General features: G+C 70.0%; 26 protein-coding genes. 13 read left to right on the top strand and 13 right to left on the bottom strand.

The features are described 5' to 3' along the window. The first annotated feature begins 54 nt into the window (after positions 1-54). From OG504_RS19420 to OG504_RS19410, 3 genes are all read left to right on the top strand, one after another. Positions 55-1,449: a trypsin-like peptidase domain-containing protein gene (locus OG504_RS19420; protein ID WP_405990941.1), complete on the top strand. Its 1,395-nt coding sequence runs from the start codon at positions 55-57 to the stop codon at positions 1,447-1,449. A 201-nt stretch (positions 1,450-1,650) separates the two neighbouring features. After that, complete coding sequence (locus OG504_RS19415; protein WP_405990940.1) at positions 1,651-2,091, top strand: sec-independent translocase; 441 nt, start codon at positions 1,651-1,653, stop codon at positions 2,089-2,091. A gap of 334 nt (positions 2,092-2,425) precedes the next feature. Continuing rightward, positions 2,426-3,088, top strand: coding sequence for a hypothetical protein (locus OG504_RS19410; RefSeq protein WP_318018677.1), 663 nt, complete (start codon positions 2,426-2,428; stop codon positions 3,086-3,088). Positions 3,089-3,162: 74 nt separating this feature from the next. Here OG504_RS19410 and OG504_RS19405 read toward each other — a convergent pair whose 3' ends face one another. The 3 genes from OG504_RS19405 to OG504_RS19395 are packed head-to-tail and all read right to left on the bottom strand — an operon-like array spanning position 3,163 to position 6,284. Continuing rightward, positions 3,163-4,296, bottom strand: coding sequence for an Mrp/NBP35 family ATP-binding protein (locus OG504_RS19405; protein WP_405990939.1), 1,134 nt, complete (start codon positions 4,294-4,296; stop codon positions 3,163-3,165). A 43-nt stretch (positions 4,297-4,339) separates the two neighbouring features. Further along, positions 4,340-4,933 (bottom strand): DUF1003 domain-containing protein, encoded by a 594-nt coding sequence (locus OG504_RS19400; RefSeq protein WP_405990938.1) that lies wholly within the window; start codon positions 4,931-4,933, stop codon positions 4,340-4,342. Further along, positions 4,923-6,284: a magnesium transporter MgtE N-terminal domain-containing protein gene (locus tag OG504_RS19395; RefSeq protein WP_405990937.1), complete on the bottom strand. Its 1,362-nt coding sequence runs from the start codon at positions 6,282-6,284 to the stop codon at positions 4,923-4,925. Before OG504_RS19395 ends, OG504_RS19400 begins: the two co-directional genes overlap by 11 nt. Before the next feature lie 209 nt (positions 6,285-6,493). On the opposite strand from OG504_RS19395, the gene OG504_RS19390 reads away from it, so the two are divergent. Next, a complete protein-coding gene (locus OG504_RS19390; protein WP_405990936.1) occupies positions 6,494-7,213 on the top strand; it encodes a hypothetical protein in 720 nt (239 codons plus the stop codon). Between the two features lie 6 nt (positions 7,214-7,219). Here the strand turns inward: OG504_RS19390 and OG504_RS19385 are convergent, their stop codons facing one another. Both OG504_RS19385 and OG504_RS19380 read right to left on the bottom strand, forming a co-directional pair. Continuing rightward, the gene (locus OG504_RS19385; protein ID WP_405990935.1) at positions 7,220-7,735 is read right to left on the bottom strand and encodes a hypothetical protein; all 516 of its coding nucleotides are present in this window, start codon (positions 7,733-7,735) and stop codon (positions 7,220-7,222) included. Positions 7,736-7,757: 22 nt separating this feature from the next. Beyond that, complete coding sequence (locus OG504_RS19380) at positions 7,758-8,876, bottom strand: magnesium and cobalt transport protein CorA (protein ID WP_405990934.1); 1,119 nt, start codon at positions 8,874-8,876, stop codon at positions 7,758-7,760. A gap of 521 nt (positions 8,877-9,397) precedes the next feature. Here OG504_RS19380 and OG504_RS19375 point away from each other — a divergent pair. Then, the gene (locus OG504_RS19375) at positions 9,398-9,994 is read left to right on the top strand and encodes a suppressor of fused domain protein (RefSeq protein WP_405990933.1); all 597 of its coding nucleotides are present in this window, start codon (positions 9,398-9,400) and stop codon (positions 9,992-9,994) included. 41 nt (positions 9,995-10,035) lie between these two features. Here the strand turns inward: OG504_RS19375 and OG504_RS19370 are convergent, their stop codons facing one another. Then, the gene (locus tag OG504_RS19370) at positions 10,036-11,274 is read right to left on the bottom strand and encodes an MFS transporter (RefSeq protein ID WP_405990932.1); all 1,239 of its coding nucleotides are present in this window, start codon (positions 11,272-11,274) and stop codon (positions 10,036-10,038) included. Between the two features lie 147 nt (positions 11,275-11,421). Between OG504_RS19370 and OG504_RS19365 the strand changes: the two genes are divergently transcribed. The 3 genes from OG504_RS19365 (at position 11,422) to OG504_RS19355 (ending at position 13,758) form a co-directional block, all read left to right on the top strand. Beyond that, complete coding sequence (locus OG504_RS19365; protein ID WP_033282004.1) at positions 11,422-12,063, top strand: DUF6758 family protein; 642 nt, start codon at positions 11,422-11,424, stop codon at positions 12,061-12,063. A 172-nt stretch (positions 12,064-12,235) separates the two neighbouring features. Beyond that, positions 12,236-13,093, top strand: a complete 858-nt coding sequence (locus OG504_RS19360; protein WP_405990931.1) for a PHP domain-containing protein — start codon at positions 12,236-12,238, stop codon at positions 13,091-13,093. Positions 13,094-13,152: 59 nt separating this feature from the next. Next, positions 13,153-13,758 carry a MarC family protein gene (locus OG504_RS19355; RefSeq protein WP_033282006.1) on the top strand — a complete coding sequence of 202 codons (606 nt, stop codon included), beginning with the start codon at positions 13,153-13,155 and terminating at the stop codon, positions 13,756-13,758. A gap of 168 nt (positions 13,759-13,926) precedes the next feature. Here the strand turns inward: OG504_RS19355 and OG504_RS19350 are convergent, their stop codons facing one another. Beyond that, the gene (locus OG504_RS19350; RefSeq protein WP_019058373.1) at positions 13,927-14,079 is read right to left on the bottom strand and encodes a hypothetical protein; all 153 of its coding nucleotides are present in this window, start codon (positions 14,077-14,079) and stop codon (positions 13,927-13,929) included. A 195-nt stretch (positions 14,080-14,274) separates the two neighbouring features. Between OG504_RS19350 and OG504_RS19345 the strand changes: the two genes are divergently transcribed. Beyond that, positions 14,275-15,168: an NYN domain-containing protein gene (locus tag OG504_RS19345; RefSeq protein WP_033282007.1), complete on the top strand. Its 894-nt coding sequence runs from the start codon at positions 14,275-14,277 to the stop codon at positions 15,166-15,168. A gap of 4 nt (positions 15,169-15,172) precedes the next feature. Here the strand turns inward: OG504_RS19345 and OG504_RS19340 are convergent, their stop codons facing one another. Both OG504_RS19340 and OG504_RS19335 read right to left on the bottom strand, forming a co-directional pair. Then, positions 15,173-16,051 carry an alpha/beta fold hydrolase gene (locus OG504_RS19340; RefSeq protein ID WP_405990930.1) on the bottom strand — a complete coding sequence of 293 codons (879 nt, stop codon included), beginning with the start codon at positions 16,049-16,051 and terminating at the stop codon, positions 15,173-15,175. Positions 16,052-16,180: 129 nt separating this feature from the next. Beyond that, a complete protein-coding gene (locus OG504_RS19335) occupies positions 16,181-18,826 on the bottom strand; it encodes a DEAD/DEAH box helicase (RefSeq protein WP_405990929.1) in 2,646 nt (881 codons plus the stop codon). Positions 18,827-19,306: 480 nt separating this feature from the next. Between OG504_RS19335 and OG504_RS19330 the strand changes: the two genes are divergently transcribed. After that, positions 19,307-20,044, top strand: coding sequence for a ferritin-like fold-containing protein (locus OG504_RS19330; protein ID WP_033282009.1), 738 nt, complete (start codon positions 19,307-19,309; stop codon positions 20,042-20,044). Between the two features lie 6 nt (positions 20,045-20,050). Here OG504_RS19330 and OG504_RS19325 read toward each other — a convergent pair whose 3' ends face one another. The 4 genes from OG504_RS19325 to OG504_RS19310 form a co-directional block, all read right to left on the bottom strand. After that, positions 20,051-20,320: a hypothetical protein gene (locus tag OG504_RS19325; RefSeq protein ID WP_327407088.1), complete on the bottom strand. Its 270-nt coding sequence runs from the start codon at positions 20,318-20,320 to the stop codon at positions 20,051-20,053. Between the two features lie 191 nt (positions 20,321-20,511). Beyond that, a complete protein-coding gene (locus OG504_RS19320; protein ID WP_019072095.1) occupies positions 20,512-20,739 on the bottom strand; it encodes a DUF3107 domain-containing protein in 228 nt (75 codons plus the stop codon). Between the two features lie 171 nt (positions 20,740-20,910). Continuing rightward, the gene (locus OG504_RS19315) at positions 20,911-21,555 is read right to left on the bottom strand and encodes a TetR/AcrR family transcriptional regulator (protein WP_366489710.1); all 645 of its coding nucleotides are present in this window, start codon (positions 21,553-21,555) and stop codon (positions 20,911-20,913) included. Between the two features lie 248 nt (positions 21,556-21,803). After that, the gene (locus tag OG504_RS19310) at positions 21,804-21,989 is read right to left on the bottom strand and encodes a hypothetical protein (RefSeq protein ID WP_405990928.1); all 186 of its coding nucleotides are present in this window, start codon (positions 21,987-21,989) and stop codon (positions 21,804-21,806) included. Positions 21,990-22,152: 163 nt separating this feature from the next. Here OG504_RS19310 and OG504_RS19305 point away from each other — a divergent pair, with 163 nt between their 5' ends. The 3 genes from OG504_RS19305 (at position 22,153) to OG504_RS19295 (ending at position 26,018) form a co-directional block, all read left to right on the top strand. Next, positions 22,153-23,367: an alpha/beta fold hydrolase gene (locus OG504_RS19305; RefSeq protein WP_405990927.1), complete on the top strand. Its 1,215-nt coding sequence runs from the start codon at positions 22,153-22,155 to the stop codon at positions 23,365-23,367. Between the two features lie 981 nt (positions 23,368-24,348). Then, complete coding sequence (locus OG504_RS19300; protein WP_405990926.1) at positions 24,349-25,869, top strand: DUF3152 domain-containing protein; 1,521 nt, start codon at positions 24,349-24,351, stop codon at positions 25,867-25,869. A gap of 56 nt (positions 25,870-25,925) precedes the next feature. After that, complete coding sequence (locus OG504_RS19295; RefSeq protein WP_317773309.1) at positions 25,926-26,018, top strand: Ms4533A family Cys-rich leader peptide; 93 nt, start codon at positions 25,926-25,928, stop codon at positions 26,016-26,018. The last annotated feature ends 12 nt before the right edge of the window (positions 26,019-26,030 follow it).

Raw genomic sequence — 26,030 nt, 5'->3', positions numbered from 1 at the left:
CTTGGCGCCGGTGCCTCAGCCCCCGGCGTCTCCGCACCCCCTGTCGCAACCCCGGTGCCCTTCGCTCCCCCCACACCGCCCCTCTCCGACACCTCAACCCCCGCCCCCCTCACCCCTGTTGTCCCGGACCAGGCCCCCGCCCCCGGCCTGAACCCTTCACGCACCCCCACCCCCGCCCGGCACCCTTCACTCACCCCCTCCTCAGCCCTCACCCCCGAACCCACCCCACCCACCAACCCCTGGCACCGCTACGACCCCTGGGCCACCCCCGCCCCCCTCCAGCAGACCGGCGCCCCAGCCCTCACCCCTGAACAGCGCCGCACCCGCACGCGGAAACTCCTGGCTGTCTCCGCCCTTGTCCTGGCTCTTGTCTCCGGCGGTGTCGGTGGTGTCGTAGGTGCGCGGCTGGAGCGGGACGGGATCGGTGGGGGCGTCGTGTTGCCGCAGGCCGGGAAGGAAGACGGTCAGCGGGCGCCCGGGAGTGTGGCCGGGATTGCCGCTCGGGCTCTGCCGAGTGTGGTGACTCTGCATGTGAGCGGGGATGAGGAGTCGGGGACCGGGACAGGGATCGTGCTGGATACGCGGGGGCACATCCTCACCAACAACCATGTCGTGCGGGTCGCCGGTGGTGACGGGGCGATATCCGTCAGGTTCAGTGGGGGGCAGACCGTCAAGGGCACAGTCGTCGGGCGGGACACCGGGTACGACCTCGCCGTCGTACAGGTGCGTGGGGTGCGCGGGCTGACGCCGATGCCGCTCGGGAACTCCGACAACGTGCGGGTGGGGGACCCCGTTGTGGCGATCGGCGCGCCCTTCGATCTCGACAACACCGTGACCTCCGGGATCATCAGCGCCAAGGAGCGGCCCATCACGGCCGGGGGTGAGTCGTCGGACGGGAGTGATGTGTCGTATGTGGATGCGTTGCAGACCGACGCGCCGATCAATCCCGGGAACTCCGGTGGGCCGTTGCTCGACGCGCGGGGGCGGCTGGTCGGGGTCAACTCGGCTATCCGGTCCGCCGATTACGGGGATGGGGGCGGGGACGGGGACGGTACAGAGAGTGGGCAGGCCGGGTCGATCGGGCTCGGGTTCGCCATTCCCGTCAATCTGGCCAAGCGGGTTGCCGAGGAACTGATCAATACCGGGAAGGCGACCCACCCGGTCATCGGCGTCACCCTCGACATGGACTACGCGGGGGACGGGGCCCGTGTCGCCACGAAGGGCAGCGGCGACGGGCCCGCCGTCACCGCGGGCGGGCCCGGTGCCAAGGCGGGACTCAAGGCCGGCGACGTCATCACCCAGGTCGACGGCGAGCCTGTTCACTCCGGGAACGAGCTCATCGTCAGGACGCGCGCTCATCGGCCCGGCGACCACCTGCGGCTGACTTTGCGGCGAGGCGGCAAGGACATGACCTTGACGCTCGTCCTGGGCTCGGCGACCGGTGATTGACAGAAACGTCACAGGTGAGAGGCCCGCGCCCCGTCCCACTAGGCAAACAACCCGGAAAACCGGTGGTGTACACCCACTCGTAGCCCCCGGGACAGTACCGGTCGGGTGGGATCGCCGGGTACCGTGGACCCGGCCCGGACCACGGAAGACCCGCACAGACCACCGAGGGCCGAGGACCGAGGACATCGCAAGGAGCTTCAGGTGTTCAATGACATAGGACCGCTCGAGCTGGTGACGATCATTGTGCTCGCCGTGCTCGTCTTCGGTCCGGACAAGCTCCCGAAGGTCATCCAGGACGTCATGCGGACGATCCGGAAGATCCGAGAGTTCTCGGAGAGCGCCAAGGCGGACATCCGCGAGGAGCTCGGTCCGGAGTTCAAGGACTTCGACTTCGAGGACCTCAACCCCAAGACGTTCCTGCGCAAGCAGCTGGACAACGACGAACTGGGGCTCAAGGAGATCCGCAACGGCTTCGACCTGAAGAAGGAGATGGCCGAGGTCACGGAGGCCGTGCAGAGCGCGGACACCCCCTCCACTTCCTCGCCGTCCTCGTCCTCCGGCAGCGGTCGTCTCGACATGACCAAGAAGCCCGAGGACCCGGAGAAGGACGACCGCCCACCCTTCGACGCGGACGCCACCTGAGCCGTAAACGGACGCCACCTGAGCCGTAAACGGACGCCACCTGAGCCGTAAACGGACGCCACCTGAGCCGTAAGCGGACGACATCCGAGCCGTACGCCACCAGTTGCTTCACCGCGTCCTACGTGACGCGTTTCATACCTCTCCAGCCTCTTCCACGCATCCATAAGGCCTCCGTACGGCCTGAACAAGGCCCCCGTGCGCCTCGCGCGCCGGGCGCTTTCCGGGCTGCCTCGCACGAGGTGGCTATGCTGCCGAGTTGTTGTGCGGACCGGGCGAGTCGCCCGAAGGGGGGCGGGCCGCCCCGGTCCGACGAGAACGAGGAGGCGTCCGGAGCATGGAGACGACGAGTCGGGTAGGCGCGCAGGCGCCGGCCGCGGAGGGTGGACAACAACTCCCCTCCGCCCGGCGCACGGTCGACGGCTACCTGCTGGCGCCCTTCCCGTGGTACGGCCTCGACGAGGCCTTCACGGGACCGCGCTGGCTGATGCAGGTGGGCATGGCGGCGGACGGAGCCGTCGAGCACGGTTCGATCGGGCACGGCGACGAGCCCTCCGTACGCAACGAAGGCACGGAGGACAAGGAGAAGTTCGCGGTGGTCGTCACCGTCGCGGGCAACCCCGCCCGGCGCACCGCCGACGGCACGGGCCTCCTGGAGGCCACCTCGGTCTCCTCGGCGGCCTGGCTCGCCGGTGTGGGGCTGTTGTCCTTCACCTGGCCCGGGCAGATGGACCACACCCTGCGGGACGACTGGCTGGAGCAGCAGACCGAGACGGCCTGGGTCCTGGCCGACGACCTCGCCGGCGACGACTGGTCGACCCTGTCCCTCCCCGTGGACGGCGTGCCGACGCCCTTCCACTACCGCGAGTCCGAGTTCGGCTGGGTGCTGGCCGGGTCGACTCAGGAGGGCGTCCACGTGGGCGCGTACGGCCGGGGCATGAGCGCGTATGGGCTCGGCTTCGCCATGATCAAGGACATCACGACCTACGCAGCCCAGTAGCGGCTACGACGATGGGGGCGCCGTCTCACCGGACGGCGCCCCCATCGTCGTAGAAAAACCGCGTACGAAGATCCCTAGAACTTGTTCCTCGGGGTGATCCCCAGCGACATGCCCGAGAGGCCGCGCTGCCGGCCGCCCAGCTTGCCCGCGATCGCGCGCAGCGCCGCGCCCGCCGGGGAGTCCGGGTCCGTCAGGACGACCGGCTTGCCCTCGTCGCCGCCCTCGCGGAGGCGGACGTCGATCGGGATGCTGCCCAGCACCGGGACGCTGGCGCCCGTCGTGCGGGTCAGGCCGTCCGCCACCGACTGGCCGCCGCCCGTGCCGAAGACGTCGACCATCTCGCCGCAGTGCGGGCACGGCAGGCCCGCCATGTTCTCGACGACGCCGACGATCTTCTGGTGGGTCTGTACGGCGATGGAGCCGGCCCGCTCGGCGACCTCGGCCGCTGCCTGCTGAGGGGTCGTCACGACCAGGATCTCGGCGTTCGGGACGAGTTGGGCAACGGAGATCGCGATGTCGCCCGTGCCCGGGGGCAGGTCCAACAGCAGGACGTCCAGGTCGCCCCAGTACACGTCCGCCAGGAACTGCTGGAGCGCGCGGTGCAGCATCGGGCCGCGCCACACCACCGGTGCGTTGCCCGGCGTGAACATGCCGATGGAGATGACCTTCACGCCGTGTGCCGACGGCGGCATGATCATGTTCTCGACCTGCGTGGGACTGCCGTCGGCGCCGAGCATGCGCGGGACCGAGTGGCCGTAGATGTCGGCGTCGACGACGCCGACCTTGAGGCCGTCGGCGGCCATCGCGGCCGCGAGGTTCACCGTCACCGAGGACTTGCCGACGCCGCCCTTGCCGGAGGCGACCGCGTACACGCGGGTGAGGGAGCCGGGCTGCGCGAAGGGGACCTCGCGCTCGGTCTTGCCACCGCGCAGGGCGGTCGCGAGTTCCTTGCGCTGCTCGTCGCTCATCACGTCCAGGGTCACGTCGACGCCGGTGACGCCCTCGACACCCAGGACCGCCTCCGTCACGCGCTGCGTGATCGTCTCGCGCATGGGGCAGCCGGAGACCGTCAGGTACACGGTGACCGCGACCGCTCCGTCCGCACCGATCTCCACCGACTTGACCATCCCCAACTCGGTGATGGGTCGGTTGATCTCGGGGTCGTTCACCGTCGACAGCGCTTCACGCACCGCGTCTTCCGTAGCCATAGGGTCGATGGTACGGCGCCGCGCGGGGCCCCCGGTAAGCCCGTCACCGGTCGTCTACGTCACGTCCGTGCGACCGTTCCGCCGGGAATACGACGTGTTTGTGGTGGCTGTTCTCGCGTTCCTCGAGCTCTTTCACCAGATCCTGGAGTTCGGAGCGGATCCAGTCCCTGGTCGCGACCTCGCCGAGGCCGATGCGCAGGGCGGCGATCTCGCGGGTGAGGTACTCGGTGTCGGCGATCGACCGCTCGTTCTGCTTGCGGTCCTGCTCCAGGTTGACCTTGTCGCGGTCGTCCTGCCGGTTCTGCGCGAGCAGGATCAGCGGGGCCGCGTAGGACGCCTGGAGCGACAGCATCAGCGTGAGGAAGATGAACGGGTAGTTGTCGAACCGCACGTCCCGCGGCGCGAAGATGTTCCACAGCACCCACGCGATGATGACGACCGTCATCCAGACGATGAACCGCCCGGTCCCCAGGAACCGCGCGATCCGCTCCGACAGCCGCCCGAACGCCTCCGGGTCGTACTCGGGCAGGAACCGCCGCTTGGGCGAACGCGGCTGGTCGAGCCGGGCCCGGGTCCGGGTGGTGGCGGTCGCGCCCGCCGGGGTCCGCTCGCGCGTGGACTCGCGCTCAGGAGTCATGAGCCGCCACCTCCTCGGCCTCTGTCGAAGCGTCTGCCGATGTCTCTTCCGATGCCTCTGCCTCGTTCTCGCGGTCGCCCTCGTTCTCGCCCTCGTCGAGATGGAACTCGGTCTCCCGCCAGTCCTCCGGCAGCATGTGGTCCAGCACGTCGTCCACGGTCACCGCCCCGAGCAGCGACCCGGTCTCGTCGACCACGGGCGCCGCGACCATGTCGTACGTCGCGAAGAACCCGGCGATCAGCTGCAGTGACGCGTCCGGGTCCAGCGGCTGCAGGTCGTCGTCGATGATCGCGCTGACCAGGGTGTACGGCGGGTCGCGCAGCAGCCGCTGGAAGTGGACCGTGCCGAGGTACTTGCCGGTCGGGGTGTCGTCGGGCGGGCGGCAGACGTAGACCTGGGCGGCGAGCGCGGGGGAGAGGTCGGCGCTGCGGACCCGGGCGAGCGCGTCGGCGACGGTCGCGTCCGGCCGTAGGACGATCGGTTCGGTCGTCATGAGGCCGCCTGCGGTGTGCTCCTCGTACGACATCAGGCGGCGTACGTCGGCTGCCTCGGAGGGCTGCATCAGGTTGAGCAGGCGCTCCTTGTCGTCCTCGGGGAGTTCGGACAGGAGGTCGGCCGCGTCGTCCGGGTCCATCGCCTCCAGGACGTCGGCCGCGCGCTCCTCCTTCAGCTTGCCGAGGATCTCGATCTGGTCGTCCTCCGGGAGCTCTTCGAGGACGTCGGCGAGGCGGTCGTCGTCCAGGGCGGCGGCGACCTCGGCCCGGCGCTTGGGGGAGAGGTGGTGCAGGACGTTGGCGAGGTCGGCGGGGCGCAGCTGCTCGAAGGTGGCCAGGAGGCTCTCCGCGCCCTGTCCCTGCTCCTCGAGGGAGAAACCGGTGACGCTGGACCAGTCCACGGTCAGCGTCTCGCCCTTGGCCCTCCTGAAGGCTCCGCCGGTCCTGCCCTTGCGGACGAAGATCCGGTCGATCTCCCAGTCCCGGCGGGCCGGCAGATGCTGCACCGACAGGTCGAGCACGGTGACCTCCTCGTCGGTCTCGACGAGGGTGACGCGCCGGTCCAGGAGCTCGCCGAACACCAGCCGCTCGGTGGGCCGTTGCTCGAAGCGGCGGACGTTCAGCACACCGGTCGTGATGACCTGTCCCGACTCGATACCGGTGACGCGGGTCATCGGGAGGAAGATGCGGCGCCGGGTGGAGAGTTCGACGACGAGGCCGAGCAGCCGCGGGGGCCGTCGGCCGACGCGGAGCATGGCGACGAGGTCGCGGACGCGGCCGACCTGGTCGCCGTTCGGGTCGAAGACGGCGACACCGGAGAGGTGCGACACGAAGACTCGGGGAGCGCCGGCTGCCATGGCCGCACCTCCTTCTTTCTCTTCTGATCTACCGATGGATTCTGTGGTTTCCGGATGTTCCGAAATGCCTGCTCGGACGGGCTTCAGGCTAGCCCGTCCCTATGTGATCCGCGCTGGTGGGCGGTCCGGACGGACTGGCTCCGCCGGCGCCTCGCGGCCCCGGTACGCTGCCGTACGCCATCGCCCCCCGCACGGAAGGCAACCCACCTGTGACTGCGATCCCCCAGGTCCGAAACCGTCGTGCGGCGCTGCTCGGCGCGGTCTGTGTCGTGGCCCTCGCGGGGTGCGGCGGCGGGGACCCGGACGCGGGGACCAACGGGGTCGGCAAGCTGGCCGCCGACAAGATCCAGTCCAGGTCGGTGACGGCCGCGGGCGCCGCCGACGCCGTACGGCTGTCCGGGACCGTCGTCACCAGCGGGCGGACGTACACGCTCGACATGCGGCTGAAGTCCGACGGCGGCAGCGGGTCGGTCACCTCGAAGGGGTCGACCTTCGGGCTGCTGCGGATCGGCGAGCAGCTGTACCTGAAGGCCGACGCGGACTTCTGGAACAGCAACGGGGACTCGGGCGCCGGCGACTCGCTGCACGGCAAGTACGTGAAGGTGCCGCAGGGCGACCCCTCGTACACGAAGTTCAGTGGTTTCACGGACAAGGACGTCCTCCTCTCCAGCTTGCTGACCCTGCACGGTTCACTCGCGACGGACGGGCACCACGCGCAGAACGGCGTCCGGACGATCCGCATCACCGGTGACAAGGGTTCCGGCGGCACCCTCGACGTGTCCCTGGAGGGCAAGCCGTATCCGCTCCGGTTGGTCCGCGCGGGCGGCGCGGGCACGCTGACCTTCTCGGACTGGGGCAAGAGCTTCACGGTGACGCAGCCGAAGGGCGACGACACTGTCGACTACGGCAAGCAACTGCCGTCTTCCTGAAGGCAGTTACCGGCGTTTGCGTTTCTTCAGGAGCAGGCGCGGCAGGCCGGCCGGGACCGGTTGCCGGGTCGTCGCGGGCGACGGCAACGGGGGCTCCGCCAGCGAACCCTCCGGCAGGTCGGCCGTCGCTCCCGTCGGTTCCAGGCGCAGCACCCGGCACTCGCGGGCCCAGCGGGCCGTCATCGCCTCGCCGTCGGGGGCGTTGAGGCGCTTGCCCTTCAGCTCGGCGACGGCCGCCGTCCAGGCCTCGGACTCCGGGGCCAGCTCGACGACCTTCGCCGTCCACGAGACGAGCCGGCCGCCCTTGTCCTTGCTGCGGACCGTGACCTCGGCGGGGCCGCCGTCGGTCAGTCCCGGCAGCGGCTGCTCGCCCGGTCCGTCGCCGATCAGGCAGGCCGCCCCCTCGTGCCAGACGTGCCACAGGGCGCGGGCCGGGACGCCGGGACCGTTGACCCAGACGAGGCCGGACTTCTTCGTGGCCTCCTCGACGAGGGCCTGGTCGAGCAGCTCGCTGCTAGTCATGGGCTCAGCCTATCCAGGCCGCTCACAGCCAGCCGTTGCGCTTCAGCGTGCGGTGGATGGCCAGACAGACGCCGACCGTGAAGGTCAGCACCATCGGGTAGCCGTACTTCGCGTGCAGTTCGGGCATGTGCTCGAAGTTCATGCCGTACACGCCCGTCACCATCGTCGGTACGGCGATGATCGCGGCCCAGGCGGTGATCTTCCGCATGTCCTCGTTCTGGGCGACGGACGCCTGCGCGAGGTTGGCCTGGAGGATCGAGTTGAGTAGTTCGTCGAAGCCGATGACCTGCTCGTGGACCCGGGCGAGGTGGTCGGCGACATCGCGGAAGTACTTCTGGATGTCCGGGTCGATCAGCCGCATCGGCCGCTCGCTCAGCAGCTGCATGGGACGCAGCAGCGGCGACACCGCGCGCTTGAACTCCAGTACCTCGCGCTTGAGTTGGTAGATCCGCGCCGAGTCGACACCGCGCGAGACCCCGCCCTTGCGGCCCGGCGTGAACACCTCGGTCTCGACCTCGTCGATGTCGTCCTGCACCGCGTCCGCGACCGCGACATAGCCGTCGACGACGTGGTCGGCGATCGAGTGCAGCACCGCGGAGGGGCCGCGAGCGAGCAACTCGGGGTCGTCCTGCAGCCGGTGCCGCAGCGCCCGCAGCGAGCCCTGGCCGCCGTGCCGGACGGTGATGAAGAAGTCCCGCCCGGTGAAGCACATGACCTCGCCGGTCTCGACTACCTCGCTGTTGGCCGTGAGTTGGTCGTGCTCGACGTAGTGGATGGTCTTGAAGACGGTGAAGAGGGAGTCGTCGTAGCGCTCCAGCTTGGGGCGCTGGTGGGCCTGCACGGCGTCCTCGACGGCGAGTGGGTGGAGTCCGAACTCCCGGGCGATGACGGCGAATTCGGCCTCGGTCGGCTCGTGCAGGCCGATCCACACGAAGCCGCCGTCACGGCGCACCAGGCGCATCGCCTCGTGCGGGGTGAGCGGCTTGCCGGCGTCGAGGCGGGCGCCGTCGCGGTACACGGCGCAGTCGACGACGGCCGAGGGGGTGCCGGGGTCGCGGGTCGTGTCGTACGCGCCGCCGTCCTTGCGCAGGGAGGGACGGGACGGGCGGACCACGGCACGCAGGTCGCGGATCATCGACATGGCGGGCTCCTTCGCGTCGAGCAACGAAAGGCGCCGGCGGACGGTTGGAACTGCCCGGAATGGGGACGTCCTGAGGTACGGATGTTTGGCACGTCCACAAAGCGGGGAGCACCGCACCGTCGCGGTGGCGAACTTCGCTACTGATACAGGCACTGACTTCGGAACAGACAGATCGGTCGGATCGAACACGCCGGACAGATCAGGCAGATCAGGAAAAAGAAACGAAGTGCTCTTCCGCGACAGTGAAGAAGTGCGAGAGGCGGCGGCAGCCGGCTGGAGGCTAGAAGCAGAGCCAGAGCGACGACATCAGCGGCCGGAAGAGCGGGTGGTACTGCCAGGCCGACTTCGGTCCATTGCAGCCCCACCTCCTCCGGCCGGTCCCCCGTGGGGGAGTGTCAACGGCGTCGGGACTTGATCGCGACGCTTCTGCGTGCTGCCCCGAACGACCGGCCAAGACTATCAGCCGACTGAACTGTCAAGGCGCTGCTTTGCCCGGTACTGACGAGTTCTATGCTCACCGCATGGTTGATGTTCTTGCTCTGGTGGAGGCACGGTTGCGTACCGCGCTGGGCGAACCGGACGCCCGCGCCGCGGTCACCTTCCTCGGCACGGACCGCGTCGAGGTCCTGCGCTTCCCGGGCGACAACCAGGACGGGACCGTCGTCCGCTATGCCACCCTCGGCATGTCGGCGCAGCCGATGAGCGACCCCACGGCGATGCTCGCCGACCCGGTCGCGGGCCCCCGCGCCGAGCTGGTCCTCTCCGTCCGCGCCGGCCTCGCCGACACCGACAAGGTGCTGCGACCCCTTGCCGTGCTCGCCGCGTCCCCGCAGGTCGAGGGCGTGGTCGTGGCCCCCGGCGCCTCGCTCGACGTGGGCGAACCGCTGTGGCCCGGCGCCCCGTTCACCTCGGTGCTGGTCGCCGAGCCGGGCGGGCTGGTCGAGGACCTGGAACTCGACGCGCCCCTCGACCCGGTCCGCTTCCTGCCGCTGCTCCCCATGACCCCGAACGAGGCCGCCTGGAAGCGCGTCCACGGCGCGCAGGCCCTCCAGGAGCGCTGGTTGACGAACGGGACGGACCTACGGGATCCGTCCCGTAGATCCGTCCCGCTCGACTGAGACCCGAGTGAGCAAGCTCACCAACGGCGGCCGGGAATCGGCTAGTTGGCGAACACCGCCACGCTGTCCTCCACCGCGTGCCGCGGCTCCAGCTCCTCGGCCTCGTGCGTGAGCGCGTTCCGTCGTACGAGGACCACCAGCGCGCCCAGCGCCGCGGTGATCGCCGCGACCACGAACGGGATGTGGATGTTGCTCCACCCCTCGATCTTCGGGGCGAAGAACGGTGCGGCCGCCGCCGCGAACCAGCGCACGAAGTTGTAGCCCGCGCTCGCCACCGGGCGGGGCGCGTCCGACACACCCAGGGCCAGCTCGGTGTAGACGGTGTTGTTCACGCCGATGAAGGCGCCGGACAGGATCGTGCAGACGACGGCGGTGGTGTGGCTGCCGTAGCCGAGGACGAGCACGTCGACGGCGAGGAGCACGAGTGAACCGCCGAGCACCTTCAGGGAGCCGAACCGGGCCTGTAGGCGCGGGGCGACGAAGACCGAGAAGACGGCGAGCAGGACACCCCAGGCGAAGAACACGGCACCGGACTTGTACGGGGTCATGTTCAGCACGAACGGGGTGAAGGCCAGCACGGTGAAGAACGTGTAGTTGTAGAAGAACGAGGAGACGGCCGCGGAGGCCAGGCCGCCGTGGCCGAGGGCCTTGAGCGGGTCGAGCAGTGACGTCTTCTGGGCGGGCTTCGGCTGTTCCTTCAGGAACACCGTGATGCACAGGAAGCCGATCGCCATCAGGAACGCGGTGCCGAAGAAGGGGTAGCGCCAGCTCTGGTTGCCCAGCAGGGCGCCGAGCAGCGGGCCACAGGCCATGCCGAGGCCCAGGGCGGACTCGTAGAGCAGGATCGCCGCGGCGCTGCCGCCGGCCGCCGCGCCGACGATGACGGCGAGGGCGGTCGAGACGAACAGCGCATTGCCGAGGCCCCAGCCGGCTCGGAAGCCGACCAGTTCGCCGACCGAGCCGGAGGTGCCGGCGAGACCGGCGAAGACCACGACGAGGGCGAGGCCGAGCAGCAGGGTCTTCTTGCCGCCGATGCGGCTGGAGACGAAGCCGGTCACCAGCATCGCGATGGCGGTGATCAGGAAGTACGAGGTGAAGAGCAGGGACACCTGGCTCGCCGTGGCGTCCAGGCCCTTGGCGATCGACGGCAGGATCGGGTCGACGAGTCCGATGCCCATGAAGGCGACGACCGAGGCGCCCGCGGTGGCCCAGACCGCCTTGGGCTGCCGCAGGATGCTGCCCGAGCCGGTGTCGGCTCCCTTGTCGAAGGGGTCGTCCATGCTTCCTCCCAAGTAGTTGGTATATGCACATAGTAAGTTAGACAAGGTAATGAATGCAAGTTACATCTAGTTTCGCTCCGTGAGTGGCCCGGCCGGACGGGTGATCGTCCTTGACGTGCGCGGGTGAGGGTAGGACCGTGGGGCCCTATGAGGGGCGAACCCAGTTGCCCGAAGTGTGGTGGCCGGGTCAGGGCTCCCGGACTCTTCGCCGATTCCTGGCAGTGCGATGTGCACGGGACGGTGCATCCGTTGCAGCCCGTGATCCCGCCCAGCGTCGAGGCGCTCAGTGTCGTGGTGCATCGGACGAAGGTGCCGGTGTGGATGCCGTGGCCGTTGCCGGTCGGGTGGCTGTTCACCGGTGTGGCCTGCGCGGGGGACGACCGTAGTGGGGGGCGGGCTACGGCCGTTGCGTGTTCCGGGCCGGGGCCGCTTGGGGGAATCGGGGAGTTGATCCTTGTTGCCGAGGAGCTCGGGGTTGGGCTCGGGGCGCGGTATGCGGGGATCGATGGGCCGGATCCTGGGCCCTACATGAACGTCGAGAAGCCTCCTCAGGCGAAGTTGCTTGCCGCGGGGCGGCCTACGCCGTTGTGGCATGTTTCTACGGCGCCGGATGATCGGGCGGTTTTCGCCGGCGAGGCGTTGGGGTTGTGGCTGTGGGCGGTTGTCTGGCCTGAGCAGTCGGGGTTGTTGATGTATGACGAGCTTGTGCTTACGGATTTGCGGGATGCCGGGGCTGAGGTTGATCTGGTGCCGTGTGGGGCGTTGTCGCCGCGCTTGCTGGAGCCGTAGCGCCTAGGGGGGTGCCGGGTTCTGCTGTGGGGCGTGTGCGGGCTCGTTGTGGCTGGTCGCGCAGTTCCCCGCGCCCCTTGGGGGATTGGCCTCAGCGTGTTCGAAGGGGCCCCTGGGATGCCGTTACCCTTGAGTGGTCCCTTGTTGAGTCGTTGCTGTTTGGAGTCTGCGCGTGCGTATCGATCTGCACACCCACTCCACGGCCTCGGACGGTACGGACTCGCCCGCTGAACTGGTGCGGAACGCCGGGGCTGCTGGGCTGGATGTTGTTGCGTTGACCGATCACGACACCAGTCGGGGGTATGCCGAGGCGATCGGCGCGTTGCCCTCGGGGCTCACTCTTGTCACCGGGGCCGAGATGTCCTGTCGGATCGACGGGGTGTCCATGCACATGCTGGCTTATCTCTTCGACCCGGAGGAGCCGGCTCTGCTCGCCGAGCGGGAGCTGGTTCGGGACGATCGGGTGCCTCGGGCTCGGGCGATGGTGGGACGGCTTCAGGAACTGGGGGTGCCGGTCACCTGGGAGCAGGTTGCCCGGATCGCCGGGGAAGGGTCCGTCGGGCGGCCTCATGTCGCCACCGCGCTCGTCGAGTTGGGCGTTGTGCCCACCGTGAACGACGCGTTCACCGTGGAGTGGCTCGCCGACGGGGGGCGCGCTCATGTGGCCAAGCATGAGACCGATCCCTTTGAGGCCATTCGGCTGGTGAAGGCTGCGGGGGGCGTGACCGTGTTCGCGCACCCCGGCGCCAGCAAGCGCGGGCATACCGTGCCCGAAGCCGCCATCGCCGAGATGGCTGCCGCCGGGCTCGACGGGATCGAGGTCGAGCACATGGATCACGATGCCGAGACGCGGGTGCGGTTGCGGGGGCTCGCCAAGGAGCTCGGGCTGCTGGCCACCGGGTCCAGCGACTATCACGGGAGCCGGAAGAGCGTGCAGCTCGGGGAGTACACGACCGATCCCGAGGTGTACGGCGAGATCACGCGGCGCGCCACCGGGGCGTTCCCGGTGCCGGGGGCCGGCGGAGTCTGACCCCCGCCTCCGTCCGTTCGTCTCCGCTCACTCTCACCTGCAAGGCTCGTGGCTCACCCATGTTCGACGTCGCCGTCTTCGGCTCCCTCTTCCTGACCCTTTTTGTCATCATGGATCCCCCTGGGATCACCCCGATCTTCCTCGCGCTGACCGCCGGACGACCGTCCAAGGTGCAGAAGCGCATGGCCTTCCAGGCCGTGTGTGTCGCGGGTGGTGTGATCACCGTCTTCGGACTGCTCGGGCATCAGATCCTCGACTACCTGCATGTCTCCGTGCCCGCGCTGATGATCGCGGGCGGGCTGCTGCTCCTGCTGATCGCGCTCGACCTGCTCACCGGCAAGACCGACGAGCCCAAGCAGACCAAGGACGTCAACGTCGCCCTCGTACCGCTGGGCATGCCACTGCTCGCCGGGCCCGGTGCGATCGTGTCCGTCATCCTCGCCGTGCAGAAGGCCGACAGTGTGGCCACGCAGGTGTCGGTGTGGACGGCGATCCTCGCCATCCATGTCGTGCTGTGGCTGGTGATGCGGTACTCGCTGCTGATCATCCGGGTCATCAAGGATGGAGGGGTCGTGCTCGTCACGCGGCTCGCCGGGATGATGCTCTCCGCCATCGCCGTGCAGCAGATCATCAACGGGATCACCCAGGTCGTTCGCGCGAGTTGAGCCCCCGGTGCCTGGCGCAACGCAGAACCCCCGCACGGCGTCGGTGCCGTACGGGGGTCCTGAAGTGTGGTCGCGATCCGTACAAGGGCCGCGGGCTCTGTCGTAGGTATTACGTCGTCAGTGTTACGTCGTAGGTGTTACGTCGTACATGTTGCTCGGCCTTGAGTGTTACGAGGCCTTGGTCTCGGCGGGGCGGATCCACAGGCGCTGTCCAATGGCGGCGGCCTGTTGCACGATCCGATTGACGGAGGCGGCGTCCACGACGGTGCTGTCCACGGTGGTGCCGTCGACCTCGTCGAGACGCATGATTTCGAAGCGCATGGCTTCTCCCTTCGTCTGGTCATCCTCCTGAGGAGAACTACTTGGTTACTGATGTAGTCAACGGGATGCGTGTTACAAACATTCCCTACGCTAAGGAAATTTTTCGAACGCCTAATTACTGACCGGTAAGAGATCGCCGCGAGACTGACCGGGACCGGTTGTGTTCGCAGCGTGACCGCCGGGACAATGGAGGCGATGAACGACGACCTCGCGGCCCTCAGTGCCCGCATCGACCGCACGAACGAGCTGCTGCAGCGCATGCTCGCCGAAGTGGCGAAGACGCCCTCGACGCATGCGATCTTCGTCGACGCCGGGTATTTGTATGCAGCCGCGGGCCGGCTCGTCTCAGGGACCGAGGACCGACGCACCTTCGACCTCGACACCGAGGGCCTCATCGAGGCCCTCATCGACAAGGCCCGGACCATCTTCGCGGACAGTCGACTGCTGCGGGTCTACTGGTACGACGGTGCGCGGCGGCGGATCCACACCGCCGAGCAGCAGGCCATCGCCGAACTCCCGGACGTGAAGGTGCGGTTGGGCAATCTCAACGCCAACAACCAGCAGAAGGGCGTCGATTCACTCATCCGCTCCGACCTGGAGTCCCTCGCCCGGCACCGCGCCATCAGCGACGCGGCCCTCATCGGCGGCGACGAGGACCTGGTCTCGGCGGTCGAGGCGGCCCAAGGGTACGGCGCCCGCGTCCACTTGTGGGGCATCGAGGCGCCGGAGGGCCGTAACCAGGCGGAGCCGCTCCTCTGGGAGGTCGACAGCCAGCGCACCTTCGACCTCGACTTCTTCAAGCCGTACGTCTCCCGGCGCGCGTCCGCCGTCTACGAAGCCGCCGCCACCCGGCCCACCCGCGACGACGTCCGCTTCGTGGGCGCGCAGATCGCGGCGAAGTGGCTCGCGGCGCGGGGGAGGGAGGCGCTGGTCGAGCTGCTGCCCGGGCATCCGTATCTGCCGGGGTCCGTCGACCAGGACCTGCTGGTCGAGGCGGAAGGGCTGCTGCAGTACTCGTTGCGCGGGCAGGCCGATCTGCGGCGGGCGCTGCGGGACGGGTTCTGGGAGCACCTGCAGACGCAGTACTGATCCCCTAGGGGGCGGTGACGTCCCAGAAGTCGGCTATGGCCTTGGCCGTCGCGGCCGGCTGGTCCGTGTTCGGTGAGTGCTCGGCCCGCGCGATGACCGTCCGCCGCGCCTTCAGCCGTACGGCCATGTCGTCCAGGAGCGGCACCGGCCAGGTGTCGTCGCGCGAACCCGACAGGACGTGGACGGGGAGGGGGACCGCGGCCAGTTCGGCCACCCGGTCCGGCTCCACGCACAACTGGCGTCCCGCGGCGAGGAGTTGAGCCGGCTTGGTGCCCAGCCAGCGGCGGCGCAGGTCGGCCCGGTCGTCGAGCCCCTCGTCCAGCCCGCCGCCGGTCTCGGTCTCCTCCGGTGCCTCCATCGCCTGGATCGCGTCCCACACCTCGGCCATCGACATCACGGCGAGCGCGTCCCGCAACAGCTTCACGCGCTGCTGCTGGGAGGCCGAGATCTCCGCCGGCCCGGACGCCATGAGCGTCAGCGACACGAACGGCGTGGGGTCGAGCAGTACGGCGGCCCGCGCGACCTGCCCGCCGAAGGAGTGCCCGAGCAGATGCACGGGCGCGCCCACGGTCTCGGCCAGCGCGAGCACGTCCCGCGCCAACTCGTCCTGGGCGTAAGGGGATTCGTCCTCGACCGGGCCGTCCGACTCGTACTGGCCCCGTCCGTCCACGGCCACGGACCGGTACCCGCGGGCGCCGAACGCCTCGTGCAAGGGGTTGAAGTCCTCCTTGCTCCCGGTGAACCCCGGCAGCAACAGAGCGACCCCCTTCGCCTCGACACCGTCGCCCACGGGCGAGTCCACGACGGCGAACTCACCGCGAGCGGTCCGCAGCGGGTACGCGCGAGCGCCGGGGGGCGGGGTGAAGGAGGGCGGCTTGCTCATGGGTCGAGGTTAACCGGCGAGGCTGAGCGGGATGGGGACGGGAGGGTGTAACCGGGGTTAACGAGCTGGTGGAACGCCGATGGCCCGACCCACGTGAAGTGGACCGGGCCATCGGCGTTACTGGTTTGGTCAGCTCTCGGTGGCCTCAGCTGCCACCGCGGCCTTGCGCGGACGGCGCACCCTCGGCTTCGCCTCGGGCGCCTCCGCCGTCTCCGTGACGACCGGGGCCTCGGCGGCCTTGCGGGTCGTACGACGACGCGGCTTGGCCTCCGCCTCCTCGGCCACCTGGGCCGGGATCTCGGCGGCGGCTGCCGTCTTCCGGGTCCGACGCGGCTTGGCCTCGACAGCCTCGGCCGTGTCCACGGCGGCGACCGCGGCCTTACGGGTCCGACGCGGCTTGGTCTCGACGACCTCCGCCGGTGCCTCGACGGCAACGGCCGTCTTCCGGGCCCGACGCGGCTTGCTCTCGACAGCCTCGGCCGTGTCCACGGCGGCGACCGCGGCCTTGCGAGTGCGACGCGGCTTGGTCTCGACGACCTCCGCCGGTGCCTCGACGGCAACGGCCGTCTTCCGGGCCCGACGCGGCTTGGCCTCGACGGCCTCGGCGGTGTCCACGGCGACGACCTCGGCCGGAGCCGCGGTCTTCCGGGTCCGCCGCGGCTTGGTCTCCGCCACGACCGGCGTCTCCACGGCTTCCACCACCGGCTCCGCGACCTTGCGGGTACGGCGCCGGGGAGTGGTCTCTACGGCGCTGCCCTGCTCCTCGACCACCTGGGCGGGGATGTCGGCGACGGCCTTGCGGGTCGCGGTACGGCGACGCGGCTTGGTCTCCTCGACGGCCTCGACCGTGTTGACGACCTCGACCGTCTCCACCGGAGCCGCGGTCTTCCGCGCCCGGGTCCGACGCGGCTTGGCCTCGACGGCCTCGGCCGTGTCGACCGCGGCCACGGCGGCGGGTTCGGCAGCAGCGGGGGCTGCGGCCTCGACCGGCTCCGCGGCCTGAGCGGCCTTACGGGTCCGGCGGCGCGGCTTGGTCTCCTCGACCGGCGTCACGACCACGGCGGCCTCGACCACCGGCGTCACGACCACCGGCGTCACGACCTCGGCCTCGACCGCGGCGACCGCAGGCTCCGCCGACTTCCGCGTACGGCGGCGACGAGACGTCGTCGGAGCGTCCAGGGCCGGACCTTCAGCCGAAGCCACGGCGCTTTCCGCGACCTCGGATGCGGGCGTGGAGGTGACTGCCGTGGCCGGCAGCTGCTCTCCCGCCGCTCCGTTGCGCGTGCGGCGACGACGGCGCGGGGTGCGGGTCGCGGTGTCCTCGGAGGCGGCCAGCGCGGTCTCCTCCGGAGTGGACGACGTCACGGCCGTAGCCGCCGAAGTCCCTTCCATCGGGGCGCCGTTGCGGGTCCGACGGCGGCGGCGCGGGGTGCGCGCCGCGCGCTCGGTGTCGGCGGAACGGGACTCGTCGCGGCTGTTGTCACGACCGCTGTCGCGACCGCCCCTGCCGCCGTCACGGCCACTGTCACGACCGCCGTCGCGGCCACCACGACCGCCCCGGCCACGCGGGCCGCCGCGGCCGCCGGTCTCGCCGAGGTCCTCGACCTCCTCGGCGGCCAGCCCGGCGCGCGTGCGCTCCGAGCGGGGCAGGACACCCTTGGTGCCCGCGGGGATGTTCATCTCCTCGAAGAAGTGCGGGGACGTGGAGTACGTCTCCGGCGGGTTCGGGAAACCGAGGTCCAGCGCCTTGTTGATGAGCTGCCAGCGCGGGATGTCGTCCCAGTCGACGAGGGTGACCGCGATGCCCTTGGCGCCCGCGCGGCCGGTGCGGCCGATGCGGTGCAGGTAGGTCTTCTCGTCCTCGGGGGACTGGTAGTTGATGACGTGCGTGACGCCCTCGACGTCGATACCGCGAGCGGCGACGTCGGTGCAGACGAGCACGTCCACCTTGCCGTTGCGGAACGCGCGCAGCGCCTGCTCGCGGGCGCCCTGGCCGAGGTCGCCGTGGACCGCGCCGGAGGCGAAACCGCGCTGCTGGAGCTGGTCGGCGAGGTCGGCCGCCGTGCGCTTCGTACGGCAGAAGACCATGACCGGGCCCCGGCCCTCGGCCTGCAGGATGCGGGCGACGAGCTCGGGCTTGTCCATGTTGTGCGCGCGGTAGACGAACTGCTTGGTGTTCGCGACCGTCGCGCCCTCGTCGTCCGGCGACGTGGCGCGGATGTGCGTGGGCTGCGACATGTAGCGGCGCGCGAGACCGATGACCGCACCCGGCATGGTCGCCGAGAACAGCATCGTCTGACGCTTGGCCGGAAGGAAGTTGATGATCTTCTCGACGTCGGGCAGGAAGCCCAGGTCGAGCATCTCGTCGGCCTCGTCCAGGACGAGCGACCTGATGTGCTTGAGGTCGAGCTTCTTCTGGCCGGCCAGGTCCAGCAGGCGGCCCGGGGTGCCGACGACGACGTCGACGCCCTTGCGGAGCGCCTCGACCTGCGGCTCGTAGGCCCGGCCGCCGTAGATGGCGAGGACGCGGACGTTGCGCACCTTGCCCGCGGTCAGCAGGTCGTTCGTGACCTGCGTGCACAGCTCGCGCGTGGGGACCACGACGAGCGCCTGCGGGGCGTCGGTCAGCTGCTCGGGCTTGGCGCGGCCGGCCTCGACGTCGGCGGGGACGGTCACGCGCTCCAGGAGCGGGAGGCCGAAGCCCAGCGTCTTGCCGGTGCCGGTCTTGGCCTGGCCGATGACGTCCGTGCCGGAAAGGGCGACGGGGAGCGTCATCTCCTGGATCGGGAAGGGGGAGACGATACCGACGGCCTCAAGGGCCTCAGCGGTCTCGGGAAGGATTCCGAGCTCTCGGAAAGTAGTCAGGGTGCTGCCTCTTCTGTGTGCGCGGTGCGAGGCGAGCGCGGGGGTCGTGTCAGGACCGTGCCGGGGACGTCGGCTGCCTTACGGACAACCCGTGAGGGCAAGCCGTACTGCACGGGACCACTGCCGACGCTCTAGCGCTCGAACCGCTGAGGGTCCCCCTCCGAACGACGTACGCAACGTGCCGTACGGGCGAGGAGGGCTGTCGGGTCGGAGCCGATCGGGCCACCGACCGGGCATCCTCATTCGTGCGGCCCGGCGAATACTCGGCGGGCGCATTACCACCATACCCCGGAATCACGCACATGCGTTGGCCGATTTGGTCACGTTGTCGTCGTCACACTGATTGACCAGGGACTTCCGCCGTGCTGTGAGCGGGCTATTGTGCGCTTCATGACGACCGCTGACAACGCCTCCGACGCGCCCGCCGAACCCACCGGAGTCGCCGCCCAGGACTGGGCCACGGCCTCCGTCGACCCGCAGTACCGCAACGCGGTCGTGGACCTGCTCGGCGCGCTCGCGTACGGCGAGCTGGCGGCGTTCGAGCGGCTCGCGGAGGACGCCAAGCTGGCGCCGACGCTCGCGGACAAGGCGGAGCTGGCGAAGATGGCGTCGGCCGAGTTCCACCACTTCGAGCAGCTCAGGGACCGGCTCACGGAGATCGGCGCCGAGCCGACCGACGCGATGCAGCCGTTCGTCGCCGCGCTCGACGGCTTCCACAAGCAGACGGCGCCCTCGGACTGGCTGGAAGGCCTCGTCAAGGCGTACGTCGGCGACTCGATCGCCAGCGACTTCTACCGCGAGGTCGCCGCCCGCCTCGACAAGGACTCCCGCCTGCTGGTGCTCGGGGTACTCGACGATACGGGGCACGCCAGCTTCGCCGTGGAGAAGGTACGCGCGGCGATCGACGCTGACCCGCGCGTGGGGGGCCGACTCGCCCTGTGGGCACGGCGGTTGATGGGTGAGGCGTTGTCGCAGTCCCAGCGGGTTGTCGCCGACCGGGATGCCCTGTCGACGATGCTCGTGGGCGGTGTGGCGGACGGCTTCGACCTCGCGGAGGTGGGCCGGATGTTCTCCCGGATCACCGAGGCGCACACCAAGCGGATGGCGGCACTGGGGCTCGCCGCCTAACCACGGCTATGCGGGGGCGGATCGTCCCCGGAGGCGTCGCGAGGGTCGAAGGAGCAGCGACAGCGAGGCCGCCGAGACGACCGCGGCGCCGAGCAGGCTCGCAAGGCCGCTGCCGGGGCCCAGCGCGCTGTGGGTGACGAAGTCACCGAAAAGGGCTCCGGCGACGCCCGTGGAGAACACCAGGGGGCGGGTCGGCAGACGGTGTGCGAGCCGGTGTGTGGCAGCCCAGGCGAGCAGCACACCCAGCACAGCGGAGCCGAGCGCTTCCAGGATCATCACGGGGGGTCCCTCCCACGGCCGGCGTCGTTGTGCGGTCGTAGCCGGTCATACCCGTGACCTGCGGAATGCAATCCTCCCCTGTGGGTGACTTGTGCTCCATCTGTGGTGAAAACGCAGATAAGAACAGCGGCGGAAACGCGAGGGGCCCGGTGACCTCCACGGTCACCGGGCCCCTCGTCCGTTCGCGACTACAGCGCGCCGAAGCCCACCTTGCGCGGGGCCGCCTCACCGAGCTCGACATAGGCGAGCCGGTCGGCGGGGACGAGGACCTTGCGGCCGTGCTCGTCCACCAGGCTCAGCAGCGGAGCCTTCCCGGTCAGCGCCTCGGCCACGGCCTGCTCGACCTCTTCGGCGCTCTGACCGGTCTCCAGAACGATCTCGCGAGGCGTGTGCAGCACGCCGATCTTGACCTCCACGGCTATGTCCCTCCGACGGTCAGCAAAGTGCGCGATCTTCCGCGCCGTACGCAGCACACACTAGCCCGGCGAGGGGACGTAGATGTTCCGCGCCGGAACGCCAAGAGCGAACAGCGTGTGGGAACAAACGGCCGCCATGGCTCGCGCGGCCTTCATGTCGGTCTACGGCGGTCAGTGGTGCTGTTCGTTGCCGTGCAGCGGGAAACCGGCGATGCCGCGCCACGCCAGCGAGGCCAGCAGCTGGACCGCCTGGTCGCGCGGGACGCTGCGGTCACTGTGCAGCCAGGAGCGGGCGACGACCTGGGCGAGACCGCCCAGCCCCGAGGCCAGCAGCATCGACTCGGCCCGCGACAGGCCGGTGTCCTCGGCGATGACGTCGCAGATCGCCTCGGCGCACTCGTTCGTCACCTTGTCGACGCGCTCGCGCACGGCGGGCTCGTTCGTCAGGTCCGACTCGAAGACCAGCCGGAAGGCGCCGCCGTCGTCCTCGACGTACGCGAAGTACGCGTCCATGGTCGCCCGGACGCGCTGCTTGTTGTCCGACGTCGACGCGAGCGCGGTGCGCACCGCCTGGATCAGTGACTCGCAGTGCTGGTCGAGGAGAGCGAGGTAGAGGTCGAGCTTGCCGGGGAAGTGCTGGTAGAGCACCGGCTTGCTGACGCCGGCGCGCTCGGCGATGTCGTCCATCGCGGCCGCGTGGTAGCCCTGCGCGACGAAGACCTCCTGGGCGGCGCCCAGCAGCTGGTTCCGTCGGGCACGGCGCGGCAGGCGGGTGCCCCGCGGGCGCGCCGCCTCTGTCTGCTCGATGGCTGTCACGCCGCCTCCCAAATGTCGTCCTCATGCGGTGAGCGCCGCGCCGCCATCGTACTTTTCGGTAACCGTGGTGTGCGCGGTGCGAGCGCAGAATTTCACGTACCGGACGATGGTGAAAGCCGTGCGAATGCCCCTAGAAGGGGATGTAGAGGTCGCGGGTGGTCGGAGGTAAGTGGCTTCTTCTTACTGAAGGGGCGCGGTCCGCCTGCTGGATCGCCTACTGGTCCGCTTGCTGAAGGGGCCGGTCGAGGTCACCGGTAGTCGTCCTCGTCGAGGGCGACGACGCGGGCCTGTTCGGCGACATCGGCCTCGTTGGCCTTGGCCGGGTCGAGGTCGGTCGGTTGTTCGTCGGTGGGGTCGTCCTCGGGGGCTTCGACATCGAACGGGGTGTCGCTCTCGTCCTCGAACGTCTCCGGATCGCTGGGGTCGACGGTCATGGCGGGCTCCCTTCCTGCTACGTCCTGAGCCTAGGAGACAGCGGGCAGGGGTGCCATGGCGGACGCCGTAGAGCTGTCGCAGGGCTGTCGGTCGTAGGGCCGTCACAGTGCTTGTGATGGCGAACACACGAGCCATTGCGTGATCGTCTCGTAACATTGCCGCATGTCTTCGACAGAGCTGCCTTCCGTGTCGGCCGCCAGCGTGCTCCCCAAGGTGGCGCCCGTCAGGGTCGGCGAGGGGGAGCGGCTCAGGTCGGTCGGGCTGCCGGGGATCACGCTGACGGTGCGGTCGAGAGCGGCGGTGCGCGAAGGGCTGCCGCCCGCGCTGTACGTCCACGGGCTCGGCGGTTCCTCGCAGAACTGGTCGCAGCTCATGGCCGAGTTCGACGGCCTGGTCGACAGTGAGGCCCTGGACCTGCCGGGCTTCGGCGACTCCCCGCCACCGGACGACGGCGACTACTCCGTCACGGGGCACGCGCGCGCCGTCATCCGTTACCTCGACGCGGCCGAGCGCGGCCCGGTGCACCTCTTCGGCAACTCGCTCGGCGGCGCGATCACCACGCGCGTGGCCGCGGTGCGCCCGGACCTCGTCCGTACGCTCACGCTGATCTCCCCGGCCCTGCCGGAGATCCGCGTCCAGCGCTCGGCGGTGCCGACGGCGCTGCTCGGCGTCCCGGGGATCGCGTCCCTGTTCACCCGCATCAGCAGGGAGTGGACTGCCGAACAGCGCGTCCGTGGCGTCCTCGGCCTCTGCTACGGCGATCCCGGGATGGTGACCCCGGAGGCGTTCCGGTACGCGGTCGAGGAGCTGGAGCGGCGCCTCCAACTGCCGTACTTCTGGGACGCGATGGCCCGTTCCTCCCGGGGCATCGTCAACGCGTACACCCTGGGCGGCCAACACGGCCTCTGGCGCCAGGCCGAACGCGTCCTCGCCCCCACCCTCCTCGTCTACGGCGGCCGAGACCAGCTCGTCGGCTACCGCATGGCCCGGCGCGCGGCCCGCACCTTCCGCGACTCCCGCCTGCTGTCCCTGCCGGACGCGGGACACGTCGCGATGATGGAGTACCCGGAGACGGTGGCGGCGGCGTTCCGTGAACTTCTCGCGGACGCGGGGGAGTTGGGGGAGCAGGGAGAGTTCGGGAAACCGGGGAGGTCGGCAGGCTCCGGTGCGGAAAGCGCCGCCGATGCCGGTCCCGTGCGGGGACGTCGTGCTGTCGAGGCGGATGGTTTCGGCCGAGGTGGCGTGGGCGGTACGCGGGGGTCCCGGGGCGGCGGTTCGGTGAGTACGGTGAGTGATGCCGGCGGCGCGGGAGCGGGCACGGGATCCGGCTCCGGTGCCGGGGGCGATGGCAACGACGATACGAACGCGGGGAGTTGAGGGGGCGACGTGGGACGCCATAGTCGCCGTAGGTCCCCTGCGAAGGGTGACGCCGCGGACGTGGGTACAGAGGTGGGGAAGGGCGGGACAGGTGCGCGGGGCGCGTCTGGGGACGCGCTTGGGGACGCTCAGGGGATGCCGAGGACTCGGGGGGCTCAGGGGGCCAGGGAGTCACAGAGGGGGCAGGGCAGCCGGCCTGGGGCTCCTGGTTCTGGGCCTGGGGTGATACCTGGCCAGCAGCAGTCTTCGGGGAACGGGACTCCGGGATACGGGGCGTCGAGGCTTCCGGACGGGACTCCGGATCGGGGGATACCGGGGTCGGGCGGGGACGACGGCACGGGTGCGCGGGGAGTTCCGCGGGTACCGGGGGCGGCGGCTGGCCAGAGGGGGCCGCGTTCCCAGGGTGGGGCTCCGGCGCATGGCGTGCCGGGTTTTCCGGGTGGGACTCCGGCCCACGGGGTGCCGCGCTATCAGGGGGCGTCGCCCGAGCAGGGTGCACGGCGTCCTGCGGACGGGACTTCCGCTCAGGGGGTGCCGCGCTTCCAGGGTCAGTCGCCGGTTCAGGGTGGGCAGCGTCCTCAGGACGGGACTCCGGCTCACGGTGTACCGGGTTTCGGGGGTGGGACTCCGGCTCATGGAGTGCCGCGCTTCGAGGGGTCGCCTCCCGTGCAGGGTGCGCCGCGTTCCGCGGACGGGACTCCCGCTCAGGGGGTGCCGCGCTATCAAGGTCAGTCGCCGGCTCAAGGCGGGCCGCGCCCTCAGGACGGGACACCCGCTCACGGCGTACCGCGCTTCCAGGGCCAGCCTTCCGGTCAAGGTGGGCCGCGTCCCCCAGAGGGGACTCCCGCTCACGGGGCACCGCGTTTTCAGGGGCAGCCGCCCGCTCAAGGTGGGCCGCGCCTTCCTGACGGGAACCCGGCTCATGGGTCGCCGCGTTTCTTCGGGGGTGGTCCTGCGGCTGATGGCACTCCCGCGCGCGGGGTGCCGCGTTTGCCGGATGGCTGGTCGGCGCAGGGGGTGCCGCGTTCCGCTGACGGCACTCCGGCGCACGGCGTTCCCAGGCTTCCGGACGGCACGCCGGCCCATGGGTTTCCCCGGTTGGCCAACGGCACTCCGGCCCATGGGTTTCCGAGGCTGCCTGATGGCACACCGGCTCGTGGTGTTCCGCGTGCGCCGGACGGTGCCTCCGCGCCCGGCACTGCCCGTTTTCCTGACGGCACTCCGGCCCATGGGTTTCCGAGGCTGCCCGATGGCACTCCCGCGCGCGGTGTCTCGCGGCTGCCCGATGGCACTCCACGCGCGCGTGCCGGGCATCCCGAGCAGCCTGAATCCGGGGGTGCCTGGGGTGAGTTGAGGGGGCGGGGCGGTGTGGGACCCGGCGCTTCGCACGCCTCGCCCGGCGCACCCGGGATGCCCCAGACCCCCGGCGCCGGTTCGGGCCCGGGGTTGCCCATCCCGCGGCAGCGGCAGGCCCCCCAAACCGGTCCCGGGCGAGGCGGGCAGGCCGGTCGTGGGCCTCGTCCTCGGCAGGATTACGTCGACGCCTTCGAAGCGGACGCGGACGGCGACGATGTCTTCGCGCCCCGGACCGAGGTCGCCACGCACCCCTCCGACCCGTACGGCTCCGTCACCACCTGGACCCCCGAGAGCGACGCCGACGCCGACGACGCGACCCCCGCCAGTCCTGACTCCGCGCCCGCCAAGGGCCGTAAGGGACGGACGTACACCGGTATCGCGGCCGCCGCCGTCACCACCGTGCTGGCCGTCATCGTGGCCGGGCAGGTCGCCAAGGACGGTGACAGCGACGGGGCGCGGTCGCAGGCGGCGACCGATCGGGCCCGGGATGCCAGGGAGTCGGCCTCGCCGCAGGCCCGCCCGTCGAGTTCGCCGCGCCTGGTGGCACTGACGTACGCGCAGAAGATGGACAAGAAGTACCCGCTCAGCGCGAAGCTCAAGGGGCCGGACAAGTTCGACGCGGTGCCCGGTGTCGACAAGGCGCCCGGCAAGGGGCGCAAGTACACGTACCGCGTGGACGTGGAGCAGGGGCTCGGGCTCGACGGGACGCTCTTCGCGCAGGCCGTGCAGAAGACGCTGAACGACAAGCGGAGTTGGGCCCACAACGGCGCCCGTACCTTCGAGCGGATCTACACGGGCAAACCGGACTTCGTGATCACCCTCGCCAGTCCTGGTACCACCGCCACGTGGTGCGCCAAGTCCGGGCTCGACACCACCGAGGACAATGTGTCGTGCGACTCGGCGGCCACCGAACGCGTGATGATCAACGCGTATCGATGGGCGCAGGGGTCGTCGACATATGGGGACAAGATGTACGCGTACCGGCAGATGTTGATCAACCACGAAGTCGGTCATCGCCTCGGCTACGGCCACGTCACCTGCGACAAGGACGGCGAGTTGGCTCCGGTCATGCAGCAGCAGACCAAGTTCCTCGACCATGACGGGATCCACTGCCTGGCGAACCCCTGGCCGTACCCGGGCAGTTGACGGGCGACGCTTATGTCACATTGACACGAGCCGCAACTTCCATCATATTTTTGCGCATGTGGTCTAGTCATGTCCCGAACCGCGCCGCCATCGAGCTGGCGCTCATCGGCGTGACCCCGCTCTGCGTGGCCGACATCCTCTGTCGCTGAACACCGCCCCTG

It is taken from the genome of Streptomyces sp. NBC_00986 (genome assembly GCF_045162565.1).
In the GTDB taxonomy this organism is placed as follows: Bacteria; Actinomycetota; Actinomycetes; order Streptomycetales; family Streptomycetaceae; genus Streptomyces.
This window is presented reverse-complemented; position numbering and strand designations above follow the sequence as displayed.